The sequence below is a fragment of the Stappia sp. TSB10GB4 genome (genome assembly GCF_900185745.1).
Taxonomy (GTDB): Bacteria; Pseudomonadota; Alphaproteobacteria; order Rhizobiales; family Stappiaceae; genus Stappia.
The window spans coordinates 40,578-61,715 of the sequence record NZ_FYAV01000028.1 but is presented as its reverse complement, the minus strand read 5'-3'; the positions used below and the strand labels follow the sequence as shown (position 1 = coordinate 61,715).

Here is a 21,138-nt window from a genome sequence, read left to right as displayed (position 1 = left end):
CCGAAGGGCAGGACAGGATACACGGAAAGGTCCAGCAGGATGACGGGCGGCAACGGCCATCATGGCCACCATCACGGCGAGCATGACCACGGGCATGGGCACGGCCATGATCACGGCTCGCACCTTTCGCAGATCGATGCCCGCGTGCGAGCCCTGGAATCGATCCTGATCGAGAAGGGCTATGTCGACCCGGCCGCCCTCGATGTGCTGATCGAGACCTACGAGACGCAGGTCGGTCCGCATAACGGCGCCCGTGTGGTGGCGAAGGCGTGGAGCGATCCCGAGTTTCACGACTGGCTGATGCGCGATGCCACGGGCGCCATCCATTCGCTGGGCTATATCGGCCGGCAGGGCGAACACATGGTGGCGGTGGAGAACACGGCCAGCGAACACAACATGGTCGTCTGTACCCTGTGCTCCTGCTATCCGTGGCCGGTGCTCGGCCTGCCGCCGGTCTGGTACAAGTCCGCTCCCTACCGTGCCAAGGCGGTGCGCGACCCGCGCGGCGTGCTGGCGGACTTCGGTGTCGAACTGCCGGGCGACACGCAGATCCGCGTCTGGGACTCCACCGCCGAAATCCGCTACCTGGTGCTGCCGCGCCGGCCCGAAGGCACCGTCGGCTGGAGCGAAGAGGAACTGGCGCGCCTCGTCACCCGCGACAGCATGATCGGCACCGGGCTTGCGCTCACGCCCGCAGAGCTGGAGGCACAGGCAGGATGAACGGCGCACAGGACCTGGGCGGCATGATGGGGTTCGGCGCGGTGGTGCCCGAGCCGGTCAAGCCCCTCTTCCATGCGGACTGGGAACCGCGCGCCTTCGCGCTGACGCTGGCGATGGGCGCGACCGGCGAATGGAACATCGACATGTCCCGCCATGCCCGCGAGAGCATGGACCCGGCCCGTTACCTCGCCTCGAGCTACTATCAGATCTGGCTGTCCGGGCTGGAAAGGCTGCTCGCGGAACGCGACCTTGTCGGACCCGACGAGATCGCCGCCGGCCACAGCCTGCGCCACAGCCGCCCGGTGAAGCGTGTGCTCGCCGCCGCCGATGTGGCACCGGTTCTCGCCCGGGGCGGCCCGAGCGAGCGCGAGGGGGATCGGCCGGCGAGGTTTGCCGTCGGCGACCGCGTGCGTGCCCGCAACATGCACCCCACCGGCCATACCCGCATCCCGCGCTACTGCCGTGGGCGCGCCGGCGTGATCGAGGCCGTGCATGGCATCCACGTCTTCCCCGACACCAATGCGGCCGGCAAGGGCGAACAGCCCGCCTGGCTTTACGGCGTCGTCTTTGACGGACCCGAACTTTGGGGAGAAGGCACAGATCCGTCCCTCAAAGTGCGCATCGACCTGTGGGAGCCCTATCTTGAAGCCCTCTGAAACGTCGGGCGGACAAACGCCGCTGCCGCCGCTGGACAACCTGCCTCAGAAAGACGGCGAGCCGGTGTTCCGCGAGCCCTGGGAAGCCCGCGCCTTCGCGCTGGCCGTCGAGTTGCACGAGCGCGGCGTGTTCACCTGGAGCGAATGGGCGCAGACCCTGTCGCAAGCGATCCGCAAGGCCCAGTCGCGCGGCGATCCGGACTGCGGCGACAGCTATTACGAGCATTGGCTGGTGGCGCTCGAGACGATGATCACGCGCAAGGCGCTGACCTCGCACGAGCAGATCGACGCCCGGCAAGAGGCATGGCTGCGCGCCGCCGCCGCAACGCCGCACGGCGAGCCGATCGAGCTCGGACGGGACGGGGAGCCGGTTCCCCCGGCCTGACATTTCACACCCGCGTCCGCCCTCTTGCGATCTCCGCTTGCCAAATCCGTCGGGCTAGGTCAGGACTGCCCGCGCTTGGCATCGGCAAATTTGCCGATTATATACAACCGGATACAACCCCTGCGCTTCCCTTGGGCTGCGCCGCGGCTTACTGTGCGACCATGACCCACGACAGGCCTCTGAGCGGCATGCTGCTCATGACCGGTTTCTGCATTCTCGCCCCGCTCGGGGACGCCGTCGCCAAGGTTCTCGGCGAGACGGTGCCGCTCGGGCAGTTGCTTCTGGTCCGCTTCGCGCTGCAGGCCGCCTTGCTGATCCCGGTGGTCTGGCTCGCGCGCGGCAGCCTGCGCATGCCTTTGCGCCTGCTGCAACTGACCGTCCTGCGCACCATCCTGCACATTCTCGGCATCGCCGCGATGTTTGCTTCGCTGCGGTTCCTGCCGCTGGCCGACGCCATCGCGATCGCCTTCGTGATGCCGTTCCTGATGCTCCTGCTTGGCCGGTTCGTCCTCGGCGAGCAGGTCGGCCCCTATCGGCTGATGGCGTGCATCGTCGGCTTTGCTGGTGCCCTTCTGGTGATCCAGCCCAACTACGCCGCCGTCGGCGCCCCGGCCCTGCTGCCGCTCGGCGTCGCCGTTGCTTTCGCCCTGTTCATGATGGTGACACGCAGCATCGCCAAGGCCACCGACCCGATCAGCCTGCAAGCAGTCAGCGGCCTCATCGCCACCTTCATCCTGGGAAGCGCCTGGCTGGTGTTTTCGAGCGCCGGCCTGCCCGGACTGGATTTCGTTGCGCTGGAAAGTCGGGACATGTGGCTGCTTGCGGCCGTCGGCGTTCTGGGAACCGTCGCCCACCTGCTGATGACCTGGTCGCTGCGGCTTGCTCCGGCGGCGACGCTGGCCCCCATGCAGTATCTGGAGATCCCCTTCGCGACGCTGATCGGCTGGCTCATCTTCGCCGACCTGCCCAACACGCTGGCCTCGCTCGGCATCCTGCTCACGACCGGCTCCGGTCTCTATGTCATCCACCGGGAGCAGGTGACGGCGCGGCGGCGCGCAGCGACGGCCGGTGCCGGCGGCAAGGCCTGAACGTTCCACGGAACGAAGGCGGGCGTCAGCCGCCCCAGCCGACAGCCGCAATCAACAGCGAGGTTCCGAGCAGGAGCACGACGAGGGCGGCGAACCCCTCGATCCCGGCATGCAGGCGGGCGGCGGCGCGACCTCCCACGCTGCGCAGGGCCACTTCCTTGGCGACCACCGCCATCACCGCCAGCAGCGACACCGTCAGGCCCGTGCCCACCGCCATGGCGAAGGTCGCCGCGACGCCCGCAAGGGCAAGACCCTGCGAGATCGCGAAGACCAGCACCACCAGGGCGCCGGTGCACGGCCGCAGACCGATGGCCACGATCACCGACCAGGCCCGCGTCAGGGAGAACTCCCCTGTCAGCATCGACGGCGGCGGCGCATGCACATGGCCGCAACTGCCGCACACCTCCCCCATCTCATGCGAATGCGTGTGAGGATGGGCATGCGCATGGCCGTGCCCGTCAGCATGAGCATGGGCATGGGCATGGGCATGATGATGCCCGTGGCTGTGGCCGTGATCATGACCGTGACTGTGGGTGTGCGAATGCCCATGATCGTGACCGTGACCGTGATCATGGGCGCAGGCGACCACCGCCTGCGCGCCCAGCGCCACCGGTCGCCGCGGCGTCAGCAGCGGCCGCAGGATCTTGCGCCAGACGAGATAGACACCGAGCAGCGCGACCACCGCATAGGATCCCACCTCGAACCAGCGGGTCGTCTCGGTGATGGCGATCGCCGTCATCCGCAGCAACACGGACGCAATGCCGATCACCGCCACCGCCGTCACCGCCTGGGCGAAAGCCGACGCGAAGGAGAGCAGAATGCCGCGCCGCAGGGTCTCGCCATTGGCAAGGACATAGGACGAGATCACCGCCTTGCCGTGTCCCGGTCCTGCGGCATGGAAGACGCCATAGAGGAAGGAAAGCCCCATCAGCCACCAAGCGGCGCTGCCGTCCTCCTTCATCGCCTTGATCGCCGCCGTCAGCGAGGTATAGAAGGCCTTTTGCTGCTGGGCGATCCAGCCGAAAACACCCGAGAGAATGCCGCCCGGCGCGTAGGACGGTTCAACGAGGCCAACACCGAAGGGCGAGGGCGCGGCGACCGCCGGCCCGGCTGCCAGCGCAAGGCAGACCAACGCCAGGGCGAGCGGCGCAAGGGCGAGCGGCACGGGCGAGGAGGCCGGCAGGGCGCTGCGGATCATCGACAGTTTCACGGGAAATGCCTCATTTGCAGCCGATCCTCGCCGAGTTGGAGAGGGTCTCGGTGATCTGCATCAGATCGGGTGGCAACTGCCGCTCGCTCTGCGGGATTGCTGCAAGAACGGTCGCGGTCTGCGGATCCAGTTCCGGTGGCGGCGTGAAGTCAAGCGTGCAGGTTTGCGGTGCCCCGACCAGCACGAAGGGCGTCTCCGGCGTCATCTCGAAGGCAACGAAATAGGCCGGGTCGAACACGTCGAGCTCAACCGTCGAAGCGTCCACCACTCGGGGCTCGCGCAACGGCAGGGTGAAGAACAGCGTCAGCCGGCCGCCGTAGAAATCGAGCCAATATTCGTGCGGCGGCTCGAAGGCGATGTCGGTGCCGTTGTGGTGCAGGAACGTGAAGAAGTCGTATTCGGCGAGCGACTCCACATTGACCTCGGCAAGCGGCTGCAGTTCCTCTCGGGACAATTCGCCATCGCCGTTCTCATCGAGCCCCTGCACCGCGAACGCGGTGAAAGCTTCGTCGAACTGCCAGATATGTCGGACTGCCGACAGGCGTCCGGCCTCATCGAAGACCACTTCAGCGCGCGACTCGACGAAGACATGCGGGTGAGCACCGGCCGCGCCAGCAAGGCCGACCGTCAGGGCCGCGGCAAACATTCCGGCCTTCCACATGCGCCGAGGCACTCCTCATCTTCGAATCCGTGACGCCGATATTGGCAAACTTCGCGGCGACAGCAAGGCAGCGCGTCCAACCAGCCCCATCGGATCTTCCGGCATGCGCGGCGCGCGGAGACATCCCCCCGGGGAGGCAAGCGAGACGAAATTTCCCAACACTACGGGTGATAAGGATGAAAACGTGTTTTTTTAAGTCTGGCTGCGAACAGAAAGAACCGAATTTCCGCAGAGGATGCCTATATTTTCCTCATGGAGAGAGGAACGATGTCCTGCGGCCCCGCCTCCCATGGTGAGGCAATGTGCCCCGGTCGGCATCCATGCGCAGCGCCCCGAGAGGCGCGAGGAGACATGTCATGAACGCCCCCGTGATCAGCCGGAAGCTTCAGTCGATGGAGGACGGCATGTTCGATCATCCGGAATTTCGCGGCCACGAGCAGGTCGTGTTCGGCCATGACCGCGCCAGCGGCCTGTTCACCATCATCGCCGTCCACGACACCCGCCTCGGCCCGGCGCTCGGCGGCTGCCGCATGTGGGCCTATGCCAACAGCGCCGAGGCGTTGACCGACGCGCTGCGCCTGTCGCGCGGCATGACCTACAAGAACGCGCTCGCCGGGCTCGACCTCGGCGGCGGCAAGGCCGTGATCATCGGCGACGCACGCAGCGCCAAGACGCCGGACCTGCTCGCCGCGTTCGGCGCCCAGGTCGACCGATTGGGCGGAACCTACGTCACCGCCGAGGATGTCGGCATCAGTGCGCCGGACATGGAAATCGTCGCCACCCGCACCCAACATGTACGCGGCACCCGTGCGACCGGCCTCGGCGATCCCTCGCCCTACACCGCACTCAGCGTCTTCTGCGGCATCCGCGCGGCCCTGCGCCACCGCTTCGGCTCCGACAGCCTGGAGGGGCGCAGGGTCTGCGTCCAGGGCCTCGGCCATGTCGGCATGGATCTCGCCGGACAGTTGCACCGTGCCGGTGCGCGTCTCGTGCTCGCCGACATCCACACGCCGACCCTGGAAGACGCCGTTGCCCGCTTCGGCGCCGAGGCAATTGATGCCGATCGCGCCCATGCAGCCGAGGTCGACGTCTTCGCCCCCTGTGCCCTTGGCGCCGGGCTCAACGACGACACGATCCCGCAGATCCGGGCCGGGATCGTCGCGGGAGCCGCCAACAACCAGTTCGCCGAAGAACGCCATGACGAAGCCCTGCGCCAGCGCGGCATCCTCTATGCGCCGGACTATGCCATCAATGCCGGCGGCGTGATCTCCATCGCGCTGGCAACGCCCGGCGGCGACGATGCGCTGGTTCGCCGGAAGGTCGAGGCGATCGACGAGACGCTGACGCGTATCTTCGAGCGGGCCGAACGCCTGTCGCTGCCGACGCAGAAGGTGGCCGACACGCTGGCCGAGGAGCGGCTGGCCGCCGCCTGAGCGCAGCGGCTGTCGGCGAGCAGGCGCGGGATCAGCAGACCTCGCCCTGCCGCCGCCGCTCGGCGAACCACTCGCTGAGGAAATCGACGAAGGCGCGCACCTTGCCCGACAGGTGCCGCCGATGCGGGTAGACGACATAGATCGCCTGCCCCTCCGGATGGAACCCCTCCAGCAGCGGTTCGAGGCGCCTGTCCGCTAGCTCGCGGTGCACGAAGATATAGGGAATGCGCAGAAAGCCGAGACCGGCGACGGCCGCGGCGCGCGCTGCCTCGGCGCTGTTGACCTCCACCCGTCCCTTCACCGGCACACTGATGCGGCTCCCGTCTGCCTGGAACTGCCAGTTGTTCCGGAACCGGTAATTGTTGTCGATGATGCAGGGCAGGTTCGCCAGGTCCTGCGGGTGCTGCGGTCGGCCGAACCGGGCAATCGCCTCCGGCGAGGCGCAGACCACGCCGCGAAACGGCGCAAGCTTGCGAGCGATCAGGCTGGAATCGGTCAGTTCCGCCACCCGGATCGCCGCATCGAACCCTTCCTCGACAAGATCGACGAAGCGGTCTTCAAGCCGCAGGTCGACCGAAATCTGCGGCTCGGCGGCGAGAAAGGCCATGATCGCCGGATTGAGGAAATCGTCACCCATCGAGCGCGGGGCCGAGATCCGCAAGGTGCCTCGGGCTTCCTGATGGGTGTTCTGGATAGAGGCCTTCAGGTCGTCGATGCGGGTGAGGATATCGCTCGCCTCCTTGTAGAAGGCGTGACCGACCTCGGTCATCGAGATCTGGCGGGTGGTACGGTTGAGCAGCCTTGCGCCAAGTTCGTCCTCCAGCTCGCCGACATATTTCGAGACCAGCGCCTTGGAGCGGCCGAGTTCGCGCGCGGCAGCGGAAAAACCGCCCGCATCCACCACCTTCAGGAAGCAGCGCATCCGGCTGAGCGTGTCCATGCTGTCCCCTCTTCTGCCCGCGCGCTTGCGTCAGGCATTCCGCCGGCGGCGAAACCGCCGCGCCGCCCGGCCGATGAGGCCGGCGCCGAACAGCACGGACAGGAAACCGCCACCGGCGGCCACCGCGCCCTCTATCGTCGCCGGCACCGCCGGCTCGAAATCCTCGAAGGCGCGGCTGGCAATCTGCGGATCGAGATCGCGGGCCATCACGACGAGCCGGCCGAACGGCCCCGCCTCGCGAAAGGCGTCCTGCTGCCGCCTCAGTCCATCGAGACGGTCAAGTGCCCGCTGCGCCCGCTCGCCCTGGGCAGCGACGAGCCGGTCGGCGGAGCCCTCCAGCCTGTCGATGGCCTCGCCCACCGTCAGGCCATGAGCCGCGGCGTCGGCGCGAAACTCCTCGACCACCTGGGTCAGGGCATCGATGGCCCCGCCAAGACGCTGGCGGTATTGCTGGGCAAACTCGGGAAGCTGGGACGTGGTGACGCCGCCAAGAAGCGCGGCGGCCAGCGCCATGGTGCGAGCGATCATCTCCCGACCCTCCCTTGCGTTGCGCCTAAAGCGAGATCAATCCCGCTTCTCCCGCCTCCGTGCCGAAGGCAAGCCGCGTGCCGCCGTCGTCCCAGGCCAGCGCGCTCACCGCCCCCGCCCCCGGTCGCCGGGCCAGCAACTCCTCACCGTCGGAGAACCGGGCAAAGAGCACCAGCCCGTCCTGATAGCCGATCGCCACCACATCCTCATCCGGAAGGCAGGCGACCCGCGTCACCATCTGGTCGCCACGAGCCCCAAGTTGCAGCGGCTGCTGGCCCATCGGCCCGCTCTTGCCGAAGAAGGGCCACAGGATCGCGGCATTGGCGCCGGAGGTCGCAAGATACCGTCCCTTGGCCGACCAGCTCATCGAACGGACCTTTCCGGGATATCCGGTCATCCGCATGTCCTGCCCGTCGGAGAGGCGCCAGCCATGCAGCGCGTTCTCCTGCATGGTCGTCACCAGATACTTTCCGTCCGGCGAGAATGTGACGTCCTTGTGCGCGCCCTTCCACTCAAGCTGCTGAGGTGCGGCGGCGGTGTTGACGAATTGCAGCGTCGCCCCGTCATATCGGGCGATGGCGAGCCGCAGTCCCTTGGGCGCGAAGGCAAGCCCGCCGACCGCGCGGGCTTGCGAAAAGTCCTTCACGCTGCCGTCGGCCTGCCGAACCATGGCACTGCGTCCCGAGCCGAAGGCGAGGCTGCCCTGCGGCCCGGCGGCAAGCAGGTCGATCCATTTGCGCGGCATCTCGGCAAGCGTCTCGACAGTGCCATCGGCGCCGAGCCGGCGCACCGTGCCGTCGTCACCGCCGGAGAGCAGCGCATCGCCCTCCAGCGTCCGGCAGGCGACGAGCAAGCCGCCGTCATGGAGGCGAATGCGACGCTCGCCTGCATCCGTCAGCAGGAGCACCGCACCGTCGCCGGAGGCAAAGGCCGGCTGCCCCTTGAGGAAGGCAGCCGCCACGACGAAACCGCTCAGGTCAAGCGGAGCGACCGAGACCATGTCGCTCAGGCCTCGCAGGCCTTGAAGGCGATCTCGAGCGCATCGAAATCGAGCTCTCGACCGATTACCACCAGCCGGCTGAGGCGCGGCTCCCCGTCCTTCCAGTCGCGCTGATGGTCGCCTTCCAGGATCATGTGGACGCCCTGCACCACATAACGCTGCGGGTCATCCCGGAAGGCGATGATGCCCTTGAGGCGCAGGATGTTCGGCCCGTTGACCTGGGTCATGTCGCCGATCCAGCGGAAGAACACCTGCGGATCGAGTTCTCCCGCCGTCATCGACACGCTCTTCACCGAATGCGGCGCGTCATGGTCGTGATGATGGTGGTGATGACCATGGCCGTGATCGTGGTCATGGTCATGGTCATGGTCATGGCCGTCGTGATGGTGATGGTCGTGGTCGCAGTCCGGCCCGCATTCGTGCGTGTGCTCCGCCTCCTCCAGGAAATGCGGATCGAGCGACAGGATCCGCTCCAGGTCGAAGGCGCCCCGGTTCAGCACCTCGTCCAGGGGCACCGCGCAGCGCTCGCTGCGGATCAGCTTGGCATACGGGTTGATCGACTGGATGCGGCTCTCCACCGCCTTCAACTCGTCGGCGGTCACCAGGTCGGTCTTGTTGAGCAGGATGACGTCGGCAAAGGCGATCTGGTCCTCGGCCTCCTCCGTGTCGGCCAGCCGCTGCAGCACATGGCGGCAGTCGACGACGGTGACGACCGCGTCGAGCTTGGCCTTGGCGCGCACATCCTCGTCCATGAAGAAGGTCTGCGCGACCGGGGCCGGATCGGCAACGCCGGTGGTCTCGACCACGATGGCGTCGAAGCTGCCCTTGCGCTTCATCAGGTTCTCGACGGTGCGGATCAGGTCGCCGCGCACGGTGCAGCAGATGCAGCCGTTGTTCATCTCGAAGATTTCCTCGTCGGATTCGACGAGCAACTCGTTGTCGATGCCGATCTCGCCGAACTCGTTGACGATCACCGCATAGCGGGTGCCGTGGTTCTCGCTGAGAATGCGGTTGAGCAGCGTCGTCTTGCCGGCGCCGAGATAGCCCGTCAATACGGTGACGGGGATCTTGCTGTCCTGGGATAGGGTCATGGGCTTGCCTGTGTCTGACGTGGGCGCGGCCCGGCGAGGATCGCCTGCCGTGCGTTCCCGTGAATATGGGATGCGTTGTCCACCGCAGTAGCGAATTTTCCGCGCCTTGGCAAAGCGCGGCGCGCAACACCGCTCCGCAGACGGCTAGAGGAGGAAGGGAAACCCGCCCTCGAGTTTGAGAAGAGCGATCTTGGTCTCGCTGCCGCCCTCGCCCGAATAGCCGCCGAGCCCGCTGGCCGACAGCACCCGGTGGCAGGGAATGATCACCGGGATCGGGTTGGCACCGCAGGCCTGGCCGACCGGCTGTCCATAGGTGGACAGCCGGGCCGCCAGATCGCCATAGCTGCGCGTCTCGCCATAGGGAATGGCCAATAGCTCGCGAAACACCGCCTGCTGGAAATCGTTGCCGGCCGGCGCCAGCGGCAGGTCGAACCGTGTCAGACTGCCGCCGAAATACCGGCGTAGCTGATCCAGCGCCTCCTCCAGCAGCGGCGTCGGCGAGGGATCGCGCCGACGCCCCCAGCCGACACGCACAATCGCATCGCGCTCCGCCTCGATTTCGAGCGGACCGACCGGCGTGTCGAGATGTGCGACGTGATTCACACCTATCCCTCCGCGAATCCATTGACCGGCAAGCCCTCCCGCCCCCGATCCACTTCCACAAGTACGGAGCCCACGATATCAAGGGCTCCGACAAACCTATCATGACCATGCCGGGCGGCGATATTGCCGCACGGCGCCGGGAGGACCCATGCTGAAAACCATCGAAGGCTTCAATAGGATCGGCGAGGAGAACGCCTTCGCCGTGCTGGCGCGCGCCACCGAACTCGCCCGCACCGGCAAGGACATCATCAATCTGGGCATCGGCCAACCCGATTTCCGCACGCCGGACCATATTGTCGAAGCCGCGGTGAAGGCGCTGCGCGACGGCCATCACGGCTACACGCCGGCGACCGGCATCCTGCCCCTACGCGAAGCCGTTGCCGCCGATATCGAAAAGCGCACCGGCGTTGCCATCGATCCCGACAAGGTCGTTATCGTGCCCGGCGGCAAGGTCACCATGTTCATGGCGATCTTGATGTTCGGCGAGCCGGGCGCCGAGATCCTCTATCCAGATCCCGGTTTCCCCATCTACCGGTCGATGATCGAGTTCACCGGCGCAACGCCGGTGCCGGTGCCGATCCGCGAGGAAAACGATTTCGCTTTCTCCGCGGAGGAAACGCTCGGCCTGCTGACGCCGAAGACCCGGCTGATCATCCTCAACTCGCCCGCCAACCCGACCGGCGGCGTGACGCCGCGCGCCGAAATCGAAAAGCTGGTGGCTGGCCTTGCCGCACGTCCCGACATCGCCATCCTGTCGGACGAGATCTACGGCCAGATGACCTATGACGGGGCGGTCCACACCTCGCTGCTGGAGTTCGAGTCGATCCGCGACCGGCTGATCCTGCTCGACGGCTGGTCGAAGACCTATGCCATGACCGGCTGGCGCATGGGCTATGCGGTCTGGCCGCAGGCCCTGATCGACAAGGCACGCAAGCTCGCTGTCAACTGCTGGTCCTGCGTCAACGCACCCGCCCAATATGCCGGCCTTGCCGCACTGGAGGGACCGCAGGATGCGGTCGCCGACATGATGCGGGAGTTCGACAAGCGCCGGAAGCTGGTGGTGAATGGTCTGAATGCCCTGCCCGGGGTCAGCGCCCGCACCCCCATGGGCGCCTTCTACGCCTTCCCCAACATCTCCGCGACCGGCTGGAAGGCGAAGCCCTTGGCAAGCGCGCTGCTGGAAGAAACCGGCGTTGCCACCATCGGCGGGCCGGACTTCGGCATCCTGGGTGAGGGCTACATCCGCCTGTCCTACGCCAACTCGGCCGAAAACATAGCCCGCGCGCTGGAGCGCATGGGTCAGTTCCTGTCGGACAAGGCCAAATAAGCCCTGAGACGCCGGATCAATGCGCTGTCGGAATAAGCGCCGACAGCGCCACTGCCCGCTCGGGCACCAGCAGCAGGAAGGCGCCGGTCGGCGCCACCGAGGCGAGCCCCTCGCTCTCCCCCACATCGAAGGCGGCGAGCACGCTGCCATTGGCAAGGACGAACTCGATGCCGCCCTCCGGCGGCACACGCCAGCCAAGCTGCGGCAACTCGCCCCCGACCGGGCTCGTGCAGGAGGTCGTGTCGGCCCGGAAGGCATCGCGCGGAAACGCGCCACCTGCCTCCTCCGCCTTGAGATGAAGCCGGCACACCGCACCCGACACCTCGTCGATGAGCTGCCATTGTCCGGCGACGCGCGCCTCGACCGGCTGTGCGCCCGTCAGGCCGGTGCCGAAGAACACCAGCGAGAACAGCGTGACGGCGACGAGAACGCCGATCCGTTGCATGTAAAGCGCCATGATCCCGATCCTGTTCCTGACCTTGCGCAAGTGGCGCATCCGGGAGAGCCGGGGCGCGGAGGGGAAACCGGTACCATCCGGACCACCACACCCGACCACGGCACGAACAGGATCGACTGAACCGATTAACGCTTCGTTAAGCTTGATTAAACCTTTCTGGCGAAAGGCGTCTCGGCGACGGGCGTAACCGGCTTGCCGTCCCGGAACCAGGACAGAAGGTTGTCGACGACGAGTTGCCCCATGGCGTTGCGGGTGTGCTGGGAGGCAGATCCGACATGCGGCAGCAGGACGACATGCTCCATGTCGATGAGCGCCTGCGGCACCCGCGGCTCGTCCTCGAACACGTCGAGGCCGGCAGACAGGATGGTGCCATCCTGCAGGGCCGCGACCAGCGCCGGCTCGTCGATGACCGTGCCGCGGCCGATGTTCACGACGATGCCCTCGGAGCCCAGCGCCTTCAGCACCTCGGCGTTGACGATGCCCCGCGTTGCGGCGCCGCCGGGCGCCACGACCATCAACGTGTCGCAGGCTTCGGCCATGCCCAGCAGCGTCTCGTGATAGTGATAGGCAACGTCCGGCTGGCGCGAGCGCCCGTGATAGTGGATCTCGAGCCCGAACGCCTCGGCCCGCACGGCAATCGCCTTGCCGATGCGGCCAAGGCCGAGGATGCCGAGCTTGCGCCCGCGCAGCGTGGCGCGGGTCAGCGGATAGGGACCCTTGGCGACCCATTGGCCGGCGCGCAGATAGCGCTCGGCCGCCGGCAGTTCGCGCGCCGCCATCAGCAGCAGCGCCATCGCCGTATCGGCAACCTCCTCGCTCAGCACATCGGGGGTATTGGTGACGCAGATGCCCTTCGTCGCGCAATGGCGAGCATCGACGGAATCGTAGCCGACACCGAAATTGGCGACGATCTCCAGCGCCGGTAGGCGGTCGATCAGCGCGGCATTGACGGGCACATGTGCCCCGCCCGCCACCGCCTGCACCCGGGCGCAGAGATCCTCCGGCAGGTCCGCGACATCGACCGCCGCCACCCGGTGGACGGTGAAGTGCCTGTCGAGGCTCGTCTCCACGAGCGGCAGCATCCGCCCGAGCATGAGGATTTCGGCCAGCGCCATTGTGTCTCTCTCCCTGTCAGATTGCATGTGACGGATGGTGGATATGGTCAGCCGGACCGGCCCCCGCGCGGTGGCGGCGTGCTCTCGCGGACGGTGAGGCTCGGTTCGATCAGGCGGCGCTCGTCGCCGACCGTCTCCCCGCCGATCTGGCGCAGGATCAGGCCGGCGGCCTCTCGGCCGATCCGGGCCGGGTTGTTGCACACCGATGTCAGCGACGGCGAGCCGCCGGCGGCGCCATCGGTATCGTCATACCCGCCGATCGCCATGCCCGTGCCCGGCTCGACGCCGCTTCGCTTCAGCGCCGCCGTAAGGCCGAAGGCGATCAGATCGTTGAAACCGAACACGGCGGTCGGCTGCGGACGGGCGGCAAGCAGCGCCGGCACCGCCTCGCGGCCGTCCGCCTGGGTCATCAGTTCGGGAATGTCGACCTGCGCAGCCGGATCGAGTCCGGCTTCCTCCAGCGCCTGTCGCCAGCCGAGATTGCGGTCGCGCCCGGCCGAACTGCGCCGCCTGCCACCGACCATGGCGATGCGCTCGTGGCCTTGCGCGATCAGATGCTCGGTCAGCATCCGTCCGCCGGCAACGTCGTCGCCCCGCACCACCGGCGCACGAGCGCCCTCGACGTCGCGGCAGATCAGCGTCACCGGAATGCCGGTCTCCACCAACTGGTTGATCTCGGCAGCGGTGGTGTCGACGGACGCGCACAGCACCAGCCCGTCGATACGGTGTTGCAGCAGGCTGTCGACAAAACCGCGCTGACGGCGCACGTCGTCGCGATGATTGCAGATCAGCACGACCTGCTGCTCGCGCCCAAGTTCATCCTCCAGCGCCCGGAAGACTTCGGCGAAATAGGGATTGAGGATGTCGTGAACCGCAATCCCGACCATGTTGGAGCGCGCCGTCCGCAGGGCAGCGGCCGAGCGGTTGTAGATATAGCCGACGCTGCGGGCATGCGCCTTGATGCGTTCGCGCGTCTCGGAGGCAACCAGCGGCGAATTGCGCAGGGCCAGCGAGACCGTCGCCGTCGACACCTTCAGCTCCGCCGCCATGTCGCCCAGTGTGATTCGCCGCACCGGCATACGCGCGGGGGCGGGCAGAATCGCCCTGCCGCTGTCCTCACCGGCCGGCACCACTGCCGCCGTTGCGCTCGGGCGGCCCTGGCGTCCCGAAGATCTGTCGCTCACGCTCCGCCCCTCGGTTCGGGCCGCCGAACGGCGACCCTAATCGATTGAAGGATTACCCATCCCCGGTCGCCGCACAAGATGTCCTACCCCCGCCCCTGCGAGGCCGCCTCGGCGGCGACCTCGGCACGGGAGATCTTGCGCTCGCGATAGAGGATGTAGAGGCCGGAAGCGGTGACAATAGATGCGCCGATCACCGTGTAGACGGTCGGAACGTCGGCGAAGACGAGATAGCCGAGGGCGACCATCCAGAGGATCTGCGTGTACATGAAAGGCGCCAGCACCGGGGCGGGCGCCAGCATATGCGCCCGGATCAGAGCGAAATGGCCGATGCCGCCAAGGGCGCCGGTCGACAGCAGCAACACCCAGTGCCAGACGCTCGACGGGGTCTGCCAGGCGGAAATGCCGAAGGGCGAGATCGCCGCGGCGGCGACAATGGCCGAGATCATCAGCATGCCGACGGGCGAATCGGTCTGGGTCAGCATGCGCGTCGTCAGCACGTAGATCGCGTAGCAGAGCATCGAGCAGACCGACAGCAGCGCTGCCCAGTGCATCTCGCCGAAGCCCGGACGGGTGACCACCAGGACGCCGATAAACCCGACGATGATCGCGATCCAGCGGCGCAGGCCGGCCCATTCGTTGAGCAGCGGCCCGGCCAGCGCCGTCACCACGAACGGCGCTGCGAACATGATCGACACCGTCTCGGCCAATTGCATGTAGCGGATCGCGAAGAAGTTGAAGGCGGTCGATCCAAGCAGGCACAGGGCTCGCAGGATCTGCAGTCCCCAGCGGCGCGTATGCAGCACCTGCGGCATCCGCCAAAGGCGGAACAGCAGGACGCCATAGAGGATATGCGTCATGAAACGCATCCACACGACCTGCTCCGTCGGCAGAAACTGGCCGAGATACTTGGCCGTCGTGTCGAGGCAGGAGAAACACAGAAAGGCGAAACAGATCAGCGCGATGCCGACGAAACGCTCGGGGATGAGCCGGGCCCAGCCGCTGGCCGCCCGCTGCAAGGAATCCAAGATGTGCCCTCACTCGCCTGTCGACAGGGGCCGTCGGTCGGCGCACTCCATCGATCACGACCGGAATCGTGCATTTGTCCTATTAATTAGACTAGATCAGGGAATCTTGCGACTTGTCATGTCGCGGAATTGCACACCGGCTATGCGCTGAGAGCAACCCGGCCGACCGGCAGGCGCAGATCGGCGAGGCGGATGCCCGAACGACCGCTAGTCGTCTCCGGCGGAGACGACAGGAGCAACCACACCAATCCGGCAGGCACGTCAGTCGACTTCGTCGAGTTCCAGGTCGACCTCTTCGACCGTGCGCGAGCCGAGGTTCTTTTCCACCTGCCGAAGCAGCTTGCGCAGCTTCTTGCGGTCTTTCTCGTCGAGGCCGGCAAGCGCCTCCCGTTCCAGCCGCTTCCACGACCGATCGACCGTCTCGACCAGCGCCCTGCCCTCGTCCGTGAGGAAGACGCGGGCAAGACGCCCGTCGGTTTCCGAGGCCGCCCGGCGCAGGAAACCCTGAGCCGAGAGCCGGGTCACCATCTTGGTGACCGTCGGCGGCTGCACCGAAAGCACGGCCGCGAGCTGGCTCATGGTCTGTCCGTCGTTTTCGGACAGGATCTTGAGCACAGCTTCCTGGCCCGGATGAAGACCGATCCGGGAGAGGTGGATGCCTGCGCGCGAACGATGGGCCTTGGCGGTTTGCGCCAGGCGAAACGTCACGCTCTTTTTGTAATTGAACGCCATGTTTCGCCTTCTAATGCCGGCAAATGAAAGCTTGATGACAGCGAACGAAACTCGTGTTCCTGCCCGGCATGCGGGGCAGCGGGTGCGCGGCACACGCCTGCATAATGCGACCTGAACGGCGGGGAATCAAAGAGGAATTGTCCGAAGGCGAGCAACCTGTGCCATCGCCCGGAGCGGCGCGCCGGCTCCCAAGACGGCTTACCAGCTCGCAAGCGAGCGTTTCACTTTTGCCAGATAGCGCGCGCGGCTCTCCGCAGTGGACGTATCCATCTTGTAATGGGCGAGATACCGGACCCGGCACAGCGGGTGGCACAGAAGCCGAATGCCGCGCAAAACCGTCTTGCGGCCCGGCTCGCCCACAAGCTTCGAGATCAGCCAGGAGGCGCCGCAGGTCGTCACCACGGCGATCTTGCGGATGTGCTGCATGCGCGGCCGCGTCCCGCTGGTTTCGGTGGGAATATCGAACGTCACATGCGGGATCCAGACCCGGTCGAGATAGCCCTTCAGCATCGCCGGCAGGCCGTACCACCAGGTCGGATAGATGAACAGCAGCGCCTCCGCCCACAACAGGTCGTCAACATGATCGGCAACCGGATCCCGGTTCACGGCCGGATCGGCATAGCGTCGCCATTCGCCCGCGTGCATCACGGGATCGAAGCCCTGCTCATAAAGGTCGGTAAGGCGCGTCTCGTGGCCGGCAGCCGTGAGCGTGTCCACGGCCGTCTTGCACAATGCCGCCGAGAAACTGTCCGATGCGGGGTGGCTGAAGATCACAAGAACGCGCATCAAAGCCTCTCGAGTTGCGCCGTCACGCGTGCGACGAAAGCCGAGCGTCCGGCCGCGTCGATCCTGTTCATATCGTAGAGCGCAAGATAGGAGAGCCGCCCGGTCGGCGCGATCAGGGCACGCAGCACCCGGCAGACCAGCTTGCGCGGCGGATCGCCGACCAGGAAAGCCCGCAGCCGGCTGCCGCCATAGGTGGTGATCGCGACAAGCCTGCGCACATGCTGGAGGTTGGGCACCACCTTGCCCTCCCGCATCCGGAACGAGACCCCCGGAAGGAACACCCGGTCGAAATACCCTTTCAGGATCGCCGGAAAGCCGAAATTCCAGACCGGATAGACGAGAATGATCGCCTCCGCCCGCAGCACCTGAGCGACATAGTCCGCGACCGGTTCCCGGTTGCGATCGAGATCGTGATAGGAAAGCCGCTCCTCGCGGCTAAGGACCGGATCGAAGCCGTTTGCGTAAAGATCGCAGACCTCGACCGAATGGCCGGCGGCCACGAGCACCCGCAAGGCCTCGTCCTTCAGCGCGGCGGAGAAGCTCTCCTCCACCGGATGCGCATGGATCAGCAGCACGCGCATGCGATCCGGCCTATCGCGCCAGGCCGGGGAACAGGAAGGTCTGCTCGGCCGAGAAATCGAAATCCGGGTTCTCCCAGGCGATCATCTTGCCCGGATTGAGCAGCCCCTTCGGATCCGCTTCCCCCTTGAAGGCAAGCTGCACCGCGTCGGTCTGCTTCATCCCGCCCTCTTCCAGCGTGTAGCGGTGCGGATTGAAGATCGGACAGCCGAGATCCTCGTGGATGCGGATGATCTCGTTGAGCCGCTCCTCGGTCGTATAGCGCACCACCGGCAGGCCGAAGCAGGTGATCTTGCCGTCGAAGCGCACGAATTCCAGATGCGCCGGCACCTCGTCGCCGAGCATCTGCGAAAGCTTCACCGCCTTTTGCACATGATCGGGGAAGGGGTAGAGCACCTGCAGATAGGTGATCGTCGGATCCACCCTGAGGCCGCGCAGGGTCGTGTGGTTCCAGGTCAGTTCATAGACCGGCGGCAGCCCCTTGCTCTCCTCCTCGCTCGCCAGATCCGAGCGGTAGAGGATCCCCGCGCCCGCCTGGCGCCGGGTGAAGGCATCGAAGGCATCCATCGCGAAGGGCGCCACCATCACGGCACAAACCGACTGGTCGGAGCGCAGGAACTTGCGGTGCCGCAGGAAATAATCGTGCGGCAGCGGCGCCGCGATGGGAGCGATTTCCTTGGTCAGGATGCCGTCCTGATTGGCCAGCGCATTGGCATAGCGCGCCGCGCCCGCGAAATCGTCGAAGCCGACCAGCACGTCGACCCAGTCATAGGCGGCGGTCAGCGGCACGCTCACCTCGGTGATGATGCCGTTGGTGCCATAGGCATGGCTGACCTTGTGCAGGTCGGCGCCGGAGAGCGTCAGCACCCGCGGCTCCGCCTCCATCGTCACGACCTTCAGCGAGAGGATGTTGCCGAAATCCCGGAGCCCGCCCCAGTTGATCGAACCGATACCGCCGGAGCCGCCGGCAATGAAGCCGCCGATCGTTGCCGTCCGGTAGGTGGAGGGATGGATCCGCAACTCCTGCCCCGTCGCACGTACGGCATCGTCGATGGCCGACATGATCGCGCCCGCTTCGGCGCGCACGAAGCCGCGGCCGGTCTCCAGAACGGCGTTCATCTCGGCAAGGCTCAGCACCACGCCGCCGGAGAGCGGCATCGCCTGACCGTAATTGCCGGTTCCGGCGCCGCGCGTCGTCACCGGAATGTCGAGTTCATAGCAGGCCTTCAGGACGCGGATCACGTCCGCTTCGCTGCGGGCGCTGACGACGATATCGGCGGTGACGTCCTCCAGTTGGCGCTTCAGCACCGGCGAGTACCAGAAGAAATCACGGCTCTTCTGCCGCACGATCTGCGGATTGTCCTCGATCGCCATCCCGTCAAGGGCGGCCTTCAGCGCGGCGATGTCATACATGCGTCAAGGCTCCATCAGATCGTCGAGGTCTCGATAGTCGGGCAGCGTCCGGTCAAGGGCAATGCCCGCCCGCAGGACCTGGCGCGGACCGGACGGACGGGCGCAGAGTTCGTTCCAGGTCCTCGCCCGGAACAGGACCAGATCGGCGGGCAGGCCCGCGTCGATCCGCCCGCGCGTCGGGTCGCCGAGCAGGCTTGCGGGCGTCGTCGTCACCGTGCGGATCCAGTCCCCCGACGGGTGATCGAGATGCAGGGTGCGGATCGCCTGCGTGAACACCTCGACCATGTCGAGATCGCCATAGGCATAGAACGGATCGCGCGTGTTGTCGGAGGCGACGGCGACGGGAATGCCCCGCGCCTTCATTTCATGCAGCAGCGTCACGCCGCGCCAACGCGGGGTGCGTCCGGCCTGACGGTCCATCAGATACATGTTGCAGAGCGGCAGCGACACGACGCCGATCCCGGCCTCGGCCACCAGATCGAGCGTGCGGTCGACCTCGTCCTCCGGCTGGCGCGCCAGCGAGCAGCAGTGACCGCAGACGATCCGTCCCTCGAAGCGGTTGCGCAGCGCGCCCTCGGCGATCATCGCAAGCGAGCGCGCCTCCGGGTCCGCCGTCTCGTCCACATGGAAATCAAGGTCGAGCCCGCGCTCGGCGGCGGCGCGGAACAGCGCATCGATATGCCCTTCCAGCCCTTCGACCATATAGGTGACCGCGCCGAGCGTGCCGCCGGTCTTCAACACCGTATCGGCGATCTGATCGAGAAACCCGGGCATCAGTAGGCTCTCGACGCCGTAAAGGGCCGAGGCCTGCAGTTCGATCCGATCCACCCACTCCTGCCGGATTTCGGCGAAGAGCGGCCAACTGATCTCCTCCTGCGGCGGAATGCTGTCGAGATGCGTGCGGATCATCACCGTGCCATGGGCATGGGCGCAGCGCAGGGCGAACTCCATGCGCCGGCGCAGATCCGCCGCCGTCCAGCATGCCGGCCGGTCCGTCTTCACCGCTTCGAGTGCGCCGGCGAAGGTCCCGTCCGGATTGGGCCGGCGCGGCCAGATATGCCCCTTGTCGAGATGGGTATGCATGTCGACGAAACCGGGCAGCACCAGGCCGCCGTCGAGATCGACGACCGCCAGCCCCTCGCGGCTTGTCAACAGGCCCGGCGGCGCGATGGCCGTGACCTCGCCATGCTCGATCTGGATGTCGGCCCGGCCGAGGCCGTCGCCGAGATGGTTGAGCGTGCCGCCGGTGACGGCGCTCGGCAGGGTCGCATTGGCCAGCAGGACCCTGCCGGTTGCTGGAACGTCTGGCATGGCATGGGTCATTGCATCAGGTGTCCCGCTTGATCGCGCTCTCGTGCCAGTGGCGCAGCAGGAGATGCGACAGTACGCTCAGGCTGGCGAAGATGATGATGCCGGTGACCGAGATCAGCAGGATCGCGGCGAACATGCGCGGAATGTTCAGCCGGTAGCTCGCCTCGAGGATCTTGAACGCAAGGCCGGAGCCGAGGCCCCCGGTACCTGCGACGAACTCCGCGACGATGGCACCGATCAGCGACAGGCCGCCGGCGATCTTGAGGCCACCGAGGAAATAGGGCAGCGCCGAGGGCAGGCGCAGATAGCGCAGCGTCTGCCAGCGGGTGGCACCGTAGAGCTGGAACAGGTTGCGCAGGTTGTGGTCGGCAGAATTCAGGCCGAGCGTCGTGTTCGACAGGATCGGGAAGAACGCAACGATCCAGGCGCAGATCAGCAATCCGGCGATCTTCGAGGGGACATAGATGAAGATCAGCGGCGCGATGACGATCACGGGCGTCACCTGCAGGATCACCGCATAGGGAAAGAAGGACATCTCAACCCATTTCGACTGGGCGAAGAGCACCGCGAGCCCGACGCCGCCGATGGTGGCGATGACCAGCGCCCCGAGCGTGATCGCGATGGTGATCAGGAGGGCCGGCCAAAGGGTCGACCAGTCCGCGACCAGCGCCTGCACCACCCGGTCGGGGCCCGGCAGGATGTAGTGGGGCACCTTATAGGCGACGACATACCACTGCCACAGGGCAATGGTGGCGACCATGACCACGACCGGCAGCAGCCAGCGCGCGGTGCGGTCGATCCGCTCGCGGCGGGCCTTGGCGAGTTCCGCCGGGTCGGCCGTCGGCATCGCGGCTCCGTTCCGGCTTGCAGTCGTGTCCAGGTTGGCCGTCATGC

General features: G+C 66.5%; 23 protein-coding genes. 6 read left to right on the top strand and 17 right to left on the bottom strand.

Going from position 1 to position 21,138, the window contains the following annotated elements; all coding sequences use genetic code 11:
• The first annotated feature begins 39 nt into the window (after window positions 1–39).
• From nthA to TSB10GB4_RS03935, 4 genes are all read left to right on the top strand, one after another.
• On the top strand, window positions 40–720 hold the full coding sequence (nthA, locus tag TSB10GB4_RS03950; RefSeq protein ID WP_186394648.1) for a nitrile hydratase subunit alpha: 681 nt from the start codon (window positions 40–42) through the stop codon (window positions 718–720).
• Window positions 717–1,376: a nitrile hydratase subunit beta gene (gene nthB, locus TSB10GB4_RS03945; RefSeq protein WP_186394647.1), complete on the top strand. Its 660-nt coding sequence runs from the start codon at window positions 717–719 to the stop codon at window positions 1,374–1,376. The genes nthA and nthB overlap by 4 nt, the downstream gene beginning before the upstream one ends.
• Window positions 1,363–1,761, top strand: a complete 399-nt coding sequence (locus TSB10GB4_RS03940; RefSeq protein ID WP_244296468.1) for a nitrile hydratase accessory protein — start codon at window positions 1,363–1,365, stop codon at window positions 1,759–1,761. Before nthB ends, TSB10GB4_RS03940 begins: the two co-directional genes overlap by 14 nt.
• 161 nt (window positions 1,762–1,922) lie before the next feature.
• Window positions 1,923–2,849 (top strand): DMT family transporter, encoded by a 927-nt coding sequence (locus TSB10GB4_RS03935; RefSeq protein WP_186390302.1) that lies wholly within the window; start codon window positions 1,923–1,925, stop codon window positions 2,847–2,849.
• A 25-nt stretch (window positions 2,850–2,874) separates the two neighbouring features.
• Here the strand turns inward: TSB10GB4_RS03935 and TSB10GB4_RS03930 are convergent, their stop codons facing one another.
• A complete protein-coding gene (locus TSB10GB4_RS03930) occupies window positions 2,875–4,059 on the bottom strand; it encodes a nickel/cobalt transporter (RefSeq protein ID WP_244296466.1) in 1,185 nt (394 codons plus the stop codon).
• A 10-nt stretch (window positions 4,060–4,069) separates the two neighbouring features.
• Complete coding sequence (locus tag TSB10GB4_RS03925; protein ID WP_186394646.1) at window positions 4,070–4,720, bottom strand: DUF1007 family protein; 651 nt, start codon at window positions 4,718–4,720, stop codon at window positions 4,070–4,072.
• 356 nt (window positions 4,721–5,076) lie between these two features.
• On the opposite strand from TSB10GB4_RS03925, the gene TSB10GB4_RS03920 reads away from it, so the two are divergent.
• Complete coding sequence (locus TSB10GB4_RS03920) at window positions 5,077–6,153, top strand: Glu/Leu/Phe/Val dehydrogenase dimerization domain-containing protein (protein ID WP_244296464.1); 1,077 nt, start codon at window positions 5,077–5,079, stop codon at window positions 6,151–6,153.
• A gap of 31 nt (window positions 6,154–6,184) precedes the next feature.
• Here TSB10GB4_RS03920 and TSB10GB4_RS03915 read toward each other — a convergent pair whose 3' ends face one another.
• The 5 genes from TSB10GB4_RS03915 to TSB10GB4_RS03895 form a co-directional block, all read right to left on the bottom strand.
• Window positions 6,185–7,093, bottom strand: a complete 909-nt coding sequence (locus TSB10GB4_RS03915) for a LysR family transcriptional regulator (RefSeq protein WP_186394645.1) — start codon at window positions 7,091–7,093, stop codon at window positions 6,185–6,187.
• A 30-nt stretch (window positions 7,094–7,123) separates the two neighbouring features.
• Window positions 7,124–7,621, bottom strand: a complete 498-nt coding sequence (locus tag TSB10GB4_RS03910; RefSeq protein WP_208984416.1) for a DUF2937 family protein — start codon at window positions 7,619–7,621, stop codon at window positions 7,124–7,126.
• Window positions 7,622–7,646: 25 nt separating this feature from the next.
• Window positions 7,647–8,621 (bottom strand): WD40 repeat domain-containing protein, encoded by a 975-nt coding sequence (locus TSB10GB4_RS03905; protein WP_186394644.1) that lies wholly within the window; start codon window positions 8,619–8,621, stop codon window positions 7,647–7,649.
• A gap of 5 nt (window positions 8,622–8,626) precedes the next feature.
• Window positions 8,627–9,712 carry a GTP-binding protein gene (locus tag TSB10GB4_RS03900; protein WP_186394643.1) on the bottom strand — a complete coding sequence of 362 codons (1,086 nt, stop codon included), beginning with the start codon at window positions 9,710–9,712 and terminating at the stop codon, window positions 8,627–8,629.
• Between the two features lie 144 nt (window positions 9,713–9,856).
• The gene (locus TSB10GB4_RS03895; protein WP_186394642.1) at window positions 9,857–10,315 is read right to left on the bottom strand and encodes a methylated-DNA--[protein]-cysteine S-methyltransferase; all 459 of its coding nucleotides are present in this window, start codon (window positions 10,313–10,315) and stop codon (window positions 9,857–9,859) included.
• Between the two features lie 148 nt (window positions 10,316–10,463).
• Here TSB10GB4_RS03895 and TSB10GB4_RS03890 point away from each other — a divergent pair, with 148 nt between their 5' ends.
• Window positions 10,464–11,642, top strand: a complete 1,179-nt coding sequence (locus tag TSB10GB4_RS03890) for a pyridoxal phosphate-dependent aminotransferase (protein ID WP_186394641.1) — start codon at window positions 10,464–10,466, stop codon at window positions 11,640–11,642.
• Between the two features lie 16 nt (window positions 11,643–11,658).
• Here TSB10GB4_RS03890 and TSB10GB4_RS03885 read toward each other — a convergent pair whose 3' ends face one another.
• The 10 genes from TSB10GB4_RS03885 to TSB10GB4_RS03840 form a co-directional block, all read right to left on the bottom strand.
• Window positions 11,659–12,099: an AprI/Inh family metalloprotease inhibitor gene (locus tag TSB10GB4_RS03885; RefSeq protein WP_186394640.1), complete on the bottom strand. Its 441-nt coding sequence runs from the start codon at window positions 12,097–12,099 to the stop codon at window positions 11,659–11,661.
• 146 nt (window positions 12,100–12,245) lie between these two features.
• Entirely contained in the window at window positions 12,246–13,214 is a 969-nt protein-coding gene (locus TSB10GB4_RS03880; protein WP_186394639.1) for a 2-hydroxyacid dehydrogenase, read from the bottom strand.
• 47 nt (window positions 13,215–13,261) lie between these two features.
• The gene (locus TSB10GB4_RS03875) at window positions 13,262–14,398 is read right to left on the bottom strand and encodes a LacI family DNA-binding transcriptional regulator (protein ID WP_208984414.1); all 1,137 of its coding nucleotides are present in this window, start codon (window positions 14,396–14,398) and stop codon (window positions 13,262–13,264) included.
• Between the two features lie 83 nt (window positions 14,399–14,481).
• A complete protein-coding gene (locus TSB10GB4_RS03870) occupies window positions 14,482–15,423 on the bottom strand; it encodes a DMT family transporter (protein WP_186394638.1) in 942 nt (313 codons plus the stop codon).
• A gap of 261 nt (window positions 15,424–15,684) precedes the next feature.
• Entirely contained in the window at window positions 15,685–16,155 is a 471-nt protein-coding gene (locus tag TSB10GB4_RS03865) for a MarR family winged helix-turn-helix transcriptional regulator (protein WP_186394637.1), read from the bottom strand.
• Between the two features lie 198 nt (window positions 16,156–16,353).
• Window positions 16,354–16,941: an NAD(P)H-dependent oxidoreductase gene (locus tag TSB10GB4_RS03860; protein WP_186394636.1), complete on the bottom strand. Its 588-nt coding sequence runs from the start codon at window positions 16,939–16,941 to the stop codon at window positions 16,354–16,356.
• Window positions 16,941–17,522, bottom strand: coding sequence for an NAD(P)H-dependent oxidoreductase (locus tag TSB10GB4_RS03855; protein ID WP_186394635.1), 582 nt, complete (start codon window positions 17,520–17,522; stop codon window positions 16,941–16,943). Before TSB10GB4_RS03855 ends, TSB10GB4_RS03860 begins: the two co-directional genes overlap by 1 nt.
• Before the next feature lie 10 nt (window positions 17,523–17,532).
• Window positions 17,533–18,933: an FAD-binding oxidoreductase gene (locus tag TSB10GB4_RS03850; RefSeq protein ID WP_186394634.1), complete on the bottom strand. Its 1,401-nt coding sequence runs from the start codon at window positions 18,931–18,933 to the stop codon at window positions 17,533–17,535.
• Window positions 18,934–18,936: 3 nt separating this feature from the next.
• Entirely contained in the window at window positions 18,937–20,256 is a 1,320-nt protein-coding gene (locus TSB10GB4_RS03845) for a cytosine deaminase (protein WP_186394633.1), read from the bottom strand.
• Window positions 20,257–20,260: 4 nt separating this feature from the next.
• Window positions 20,261–21,136 carry an ABC transporter permease gene (locus TSB10GB4_RS03840; RefSeq protein WP_244293223.1) on the bottom strand — a complete coding sequence of 292 codons (876 nt, stop codon included), beginning with the start codon at window positions 21,134–21,136 and terminating at the stop codon, window positions 20,261–20,263.
• Window positions 21,137–21,138 lie beyond the last annotated feature (2 nt).

Bases quoted from the DNA above. Each gene is read 5' to 3' on its own strand.
- TSB10GB4_RS03920 (WP_244296464.1), top strand. From the start codon at position 5,077: ATGAACGCCCCCGTGATCAGCCGGAAGCTTCAGTCGATGGAGGACGGC.
- TSB10GB4_RS03880 (WP_186394639.1), bottom strand. From the start codon at position 13,214: ATGGCGCTGGCCGAAATCCTCATGCTCGGGCGGATGCTGCCGCTCGTG.
- TSB10GB4_RS03905 (WP_186394644.1), bottom strand. From the start codon at position 8,621: ATGGTCTCGGTCGCTCCGCTTGACCTGAGCGGTTTCGTCGTGGCGGCT.
- TSB10GB4_RS03890 (WP_186394641.1), top strand. From the start codon at position 10,464: ATGCTGAAAACCATCGAAGGCTTCAATAGGATCGGCGAGGAGAACGCC.
- TSB10GB4_RS03850 (WP_186394634.1), bottom strand. From the start codon at position 18,933: ATGTATGACATCGCCGCGCTGAAGGCCGCCCTTGACGGGATGGCGATC.
- nthB (WP_186394647.1), top strand. From the start codon at position 717: ATGAACGGCGCACAGGACCTGGGCGGCATGATGGGGTTCGGCGCGGTG.
- TSB10GB4_RS03925 (WP_186394646.1), bottom strand. From the start codon at position 4,720: ATGTGGAAGGCCGGAATGTTTGCCGCGGCCCTGACGGTCGGCCTTGCT.
- TSB10GB4_RS03900 (WP_186394643.1), bottom strand. From the start codon at position 9,712: ATGACCCTATCCCAGGACAGCAAGATCCCCGTCACCGTATTGACGGGC.
- TSB10GB4_RS03885 (WP_186394640.1), bottom strand. From the start codon at position 12,099: ATGGCGCTTTACATGCAACGGATCGGCGTTCTCGTCGCCGTCACGCTG.
- TSB10GB4_RS03935 (WP_186390302.1), top strand. From the start codon at position 1,923: ATGACCCACGACAGGCCTCTGAGCGGCATGCTGCTCATGACCGGTTTC.
- TSB10GB4_RS03910 (WP_208984416.1), bottom strand. From the start codon at position 7,621: ATGATCGCTCGCACCATGGCGCTGGCCGCCGCGCTTCTTGGCGGCGTC.
- TSB10GB4_RS03865 (WP_186394637.1), bottom strand. From the start codon at position 16,155: ATGGCGTTCAATTACAAAAAGAGCGTGACGTTTCGCCTGGCGCAAACC.
- TSB10GB4_RS03860 (WP_186394636.1), bottom strand. From the start codon at position 16,941: ATGCGCGTTCTTGTGATCTTCAGCCACCCCGCATCGGACAGTTTCTCG.
- nthA (WP_186394648.1), top strand. From the start codon at position 40: ATGACGGGCGGCAACGGCCATCATGGCCACCATCACGGCGAGCATGAC.
- TSB10GB4_RS03840 (WP_244293223.1), bottom strand. From the start codon at position 21,136: ATGACGGCCAACCTGGACACGACTGCAAGCCGGAACGGAGCCGCGATG.
- TSB10GB4_RS03855 (WP_186394635.1), bottom strand. From the start codon at position 17,522: ATGCGCGTGCTGCTGATCCATGCGCATCCGGTGGAGGAGAGCTTCTCC.
- TSB10GB4_RS03845 (WP_186394633.1), bottom strand. From the start codon at position 20,256: ATGACCCATGCCATGCCAGACGTTCCAGCAACCGGCAGGGTCCTGCTG.
- TSB10GB4_RS03915 (WP_186394645.1), bottom strand. From the start codon at position 7,093: ATGGACACGCTCAGCCGGATGCGCTGCTTCCTGAAGGTGGTGGATGCG.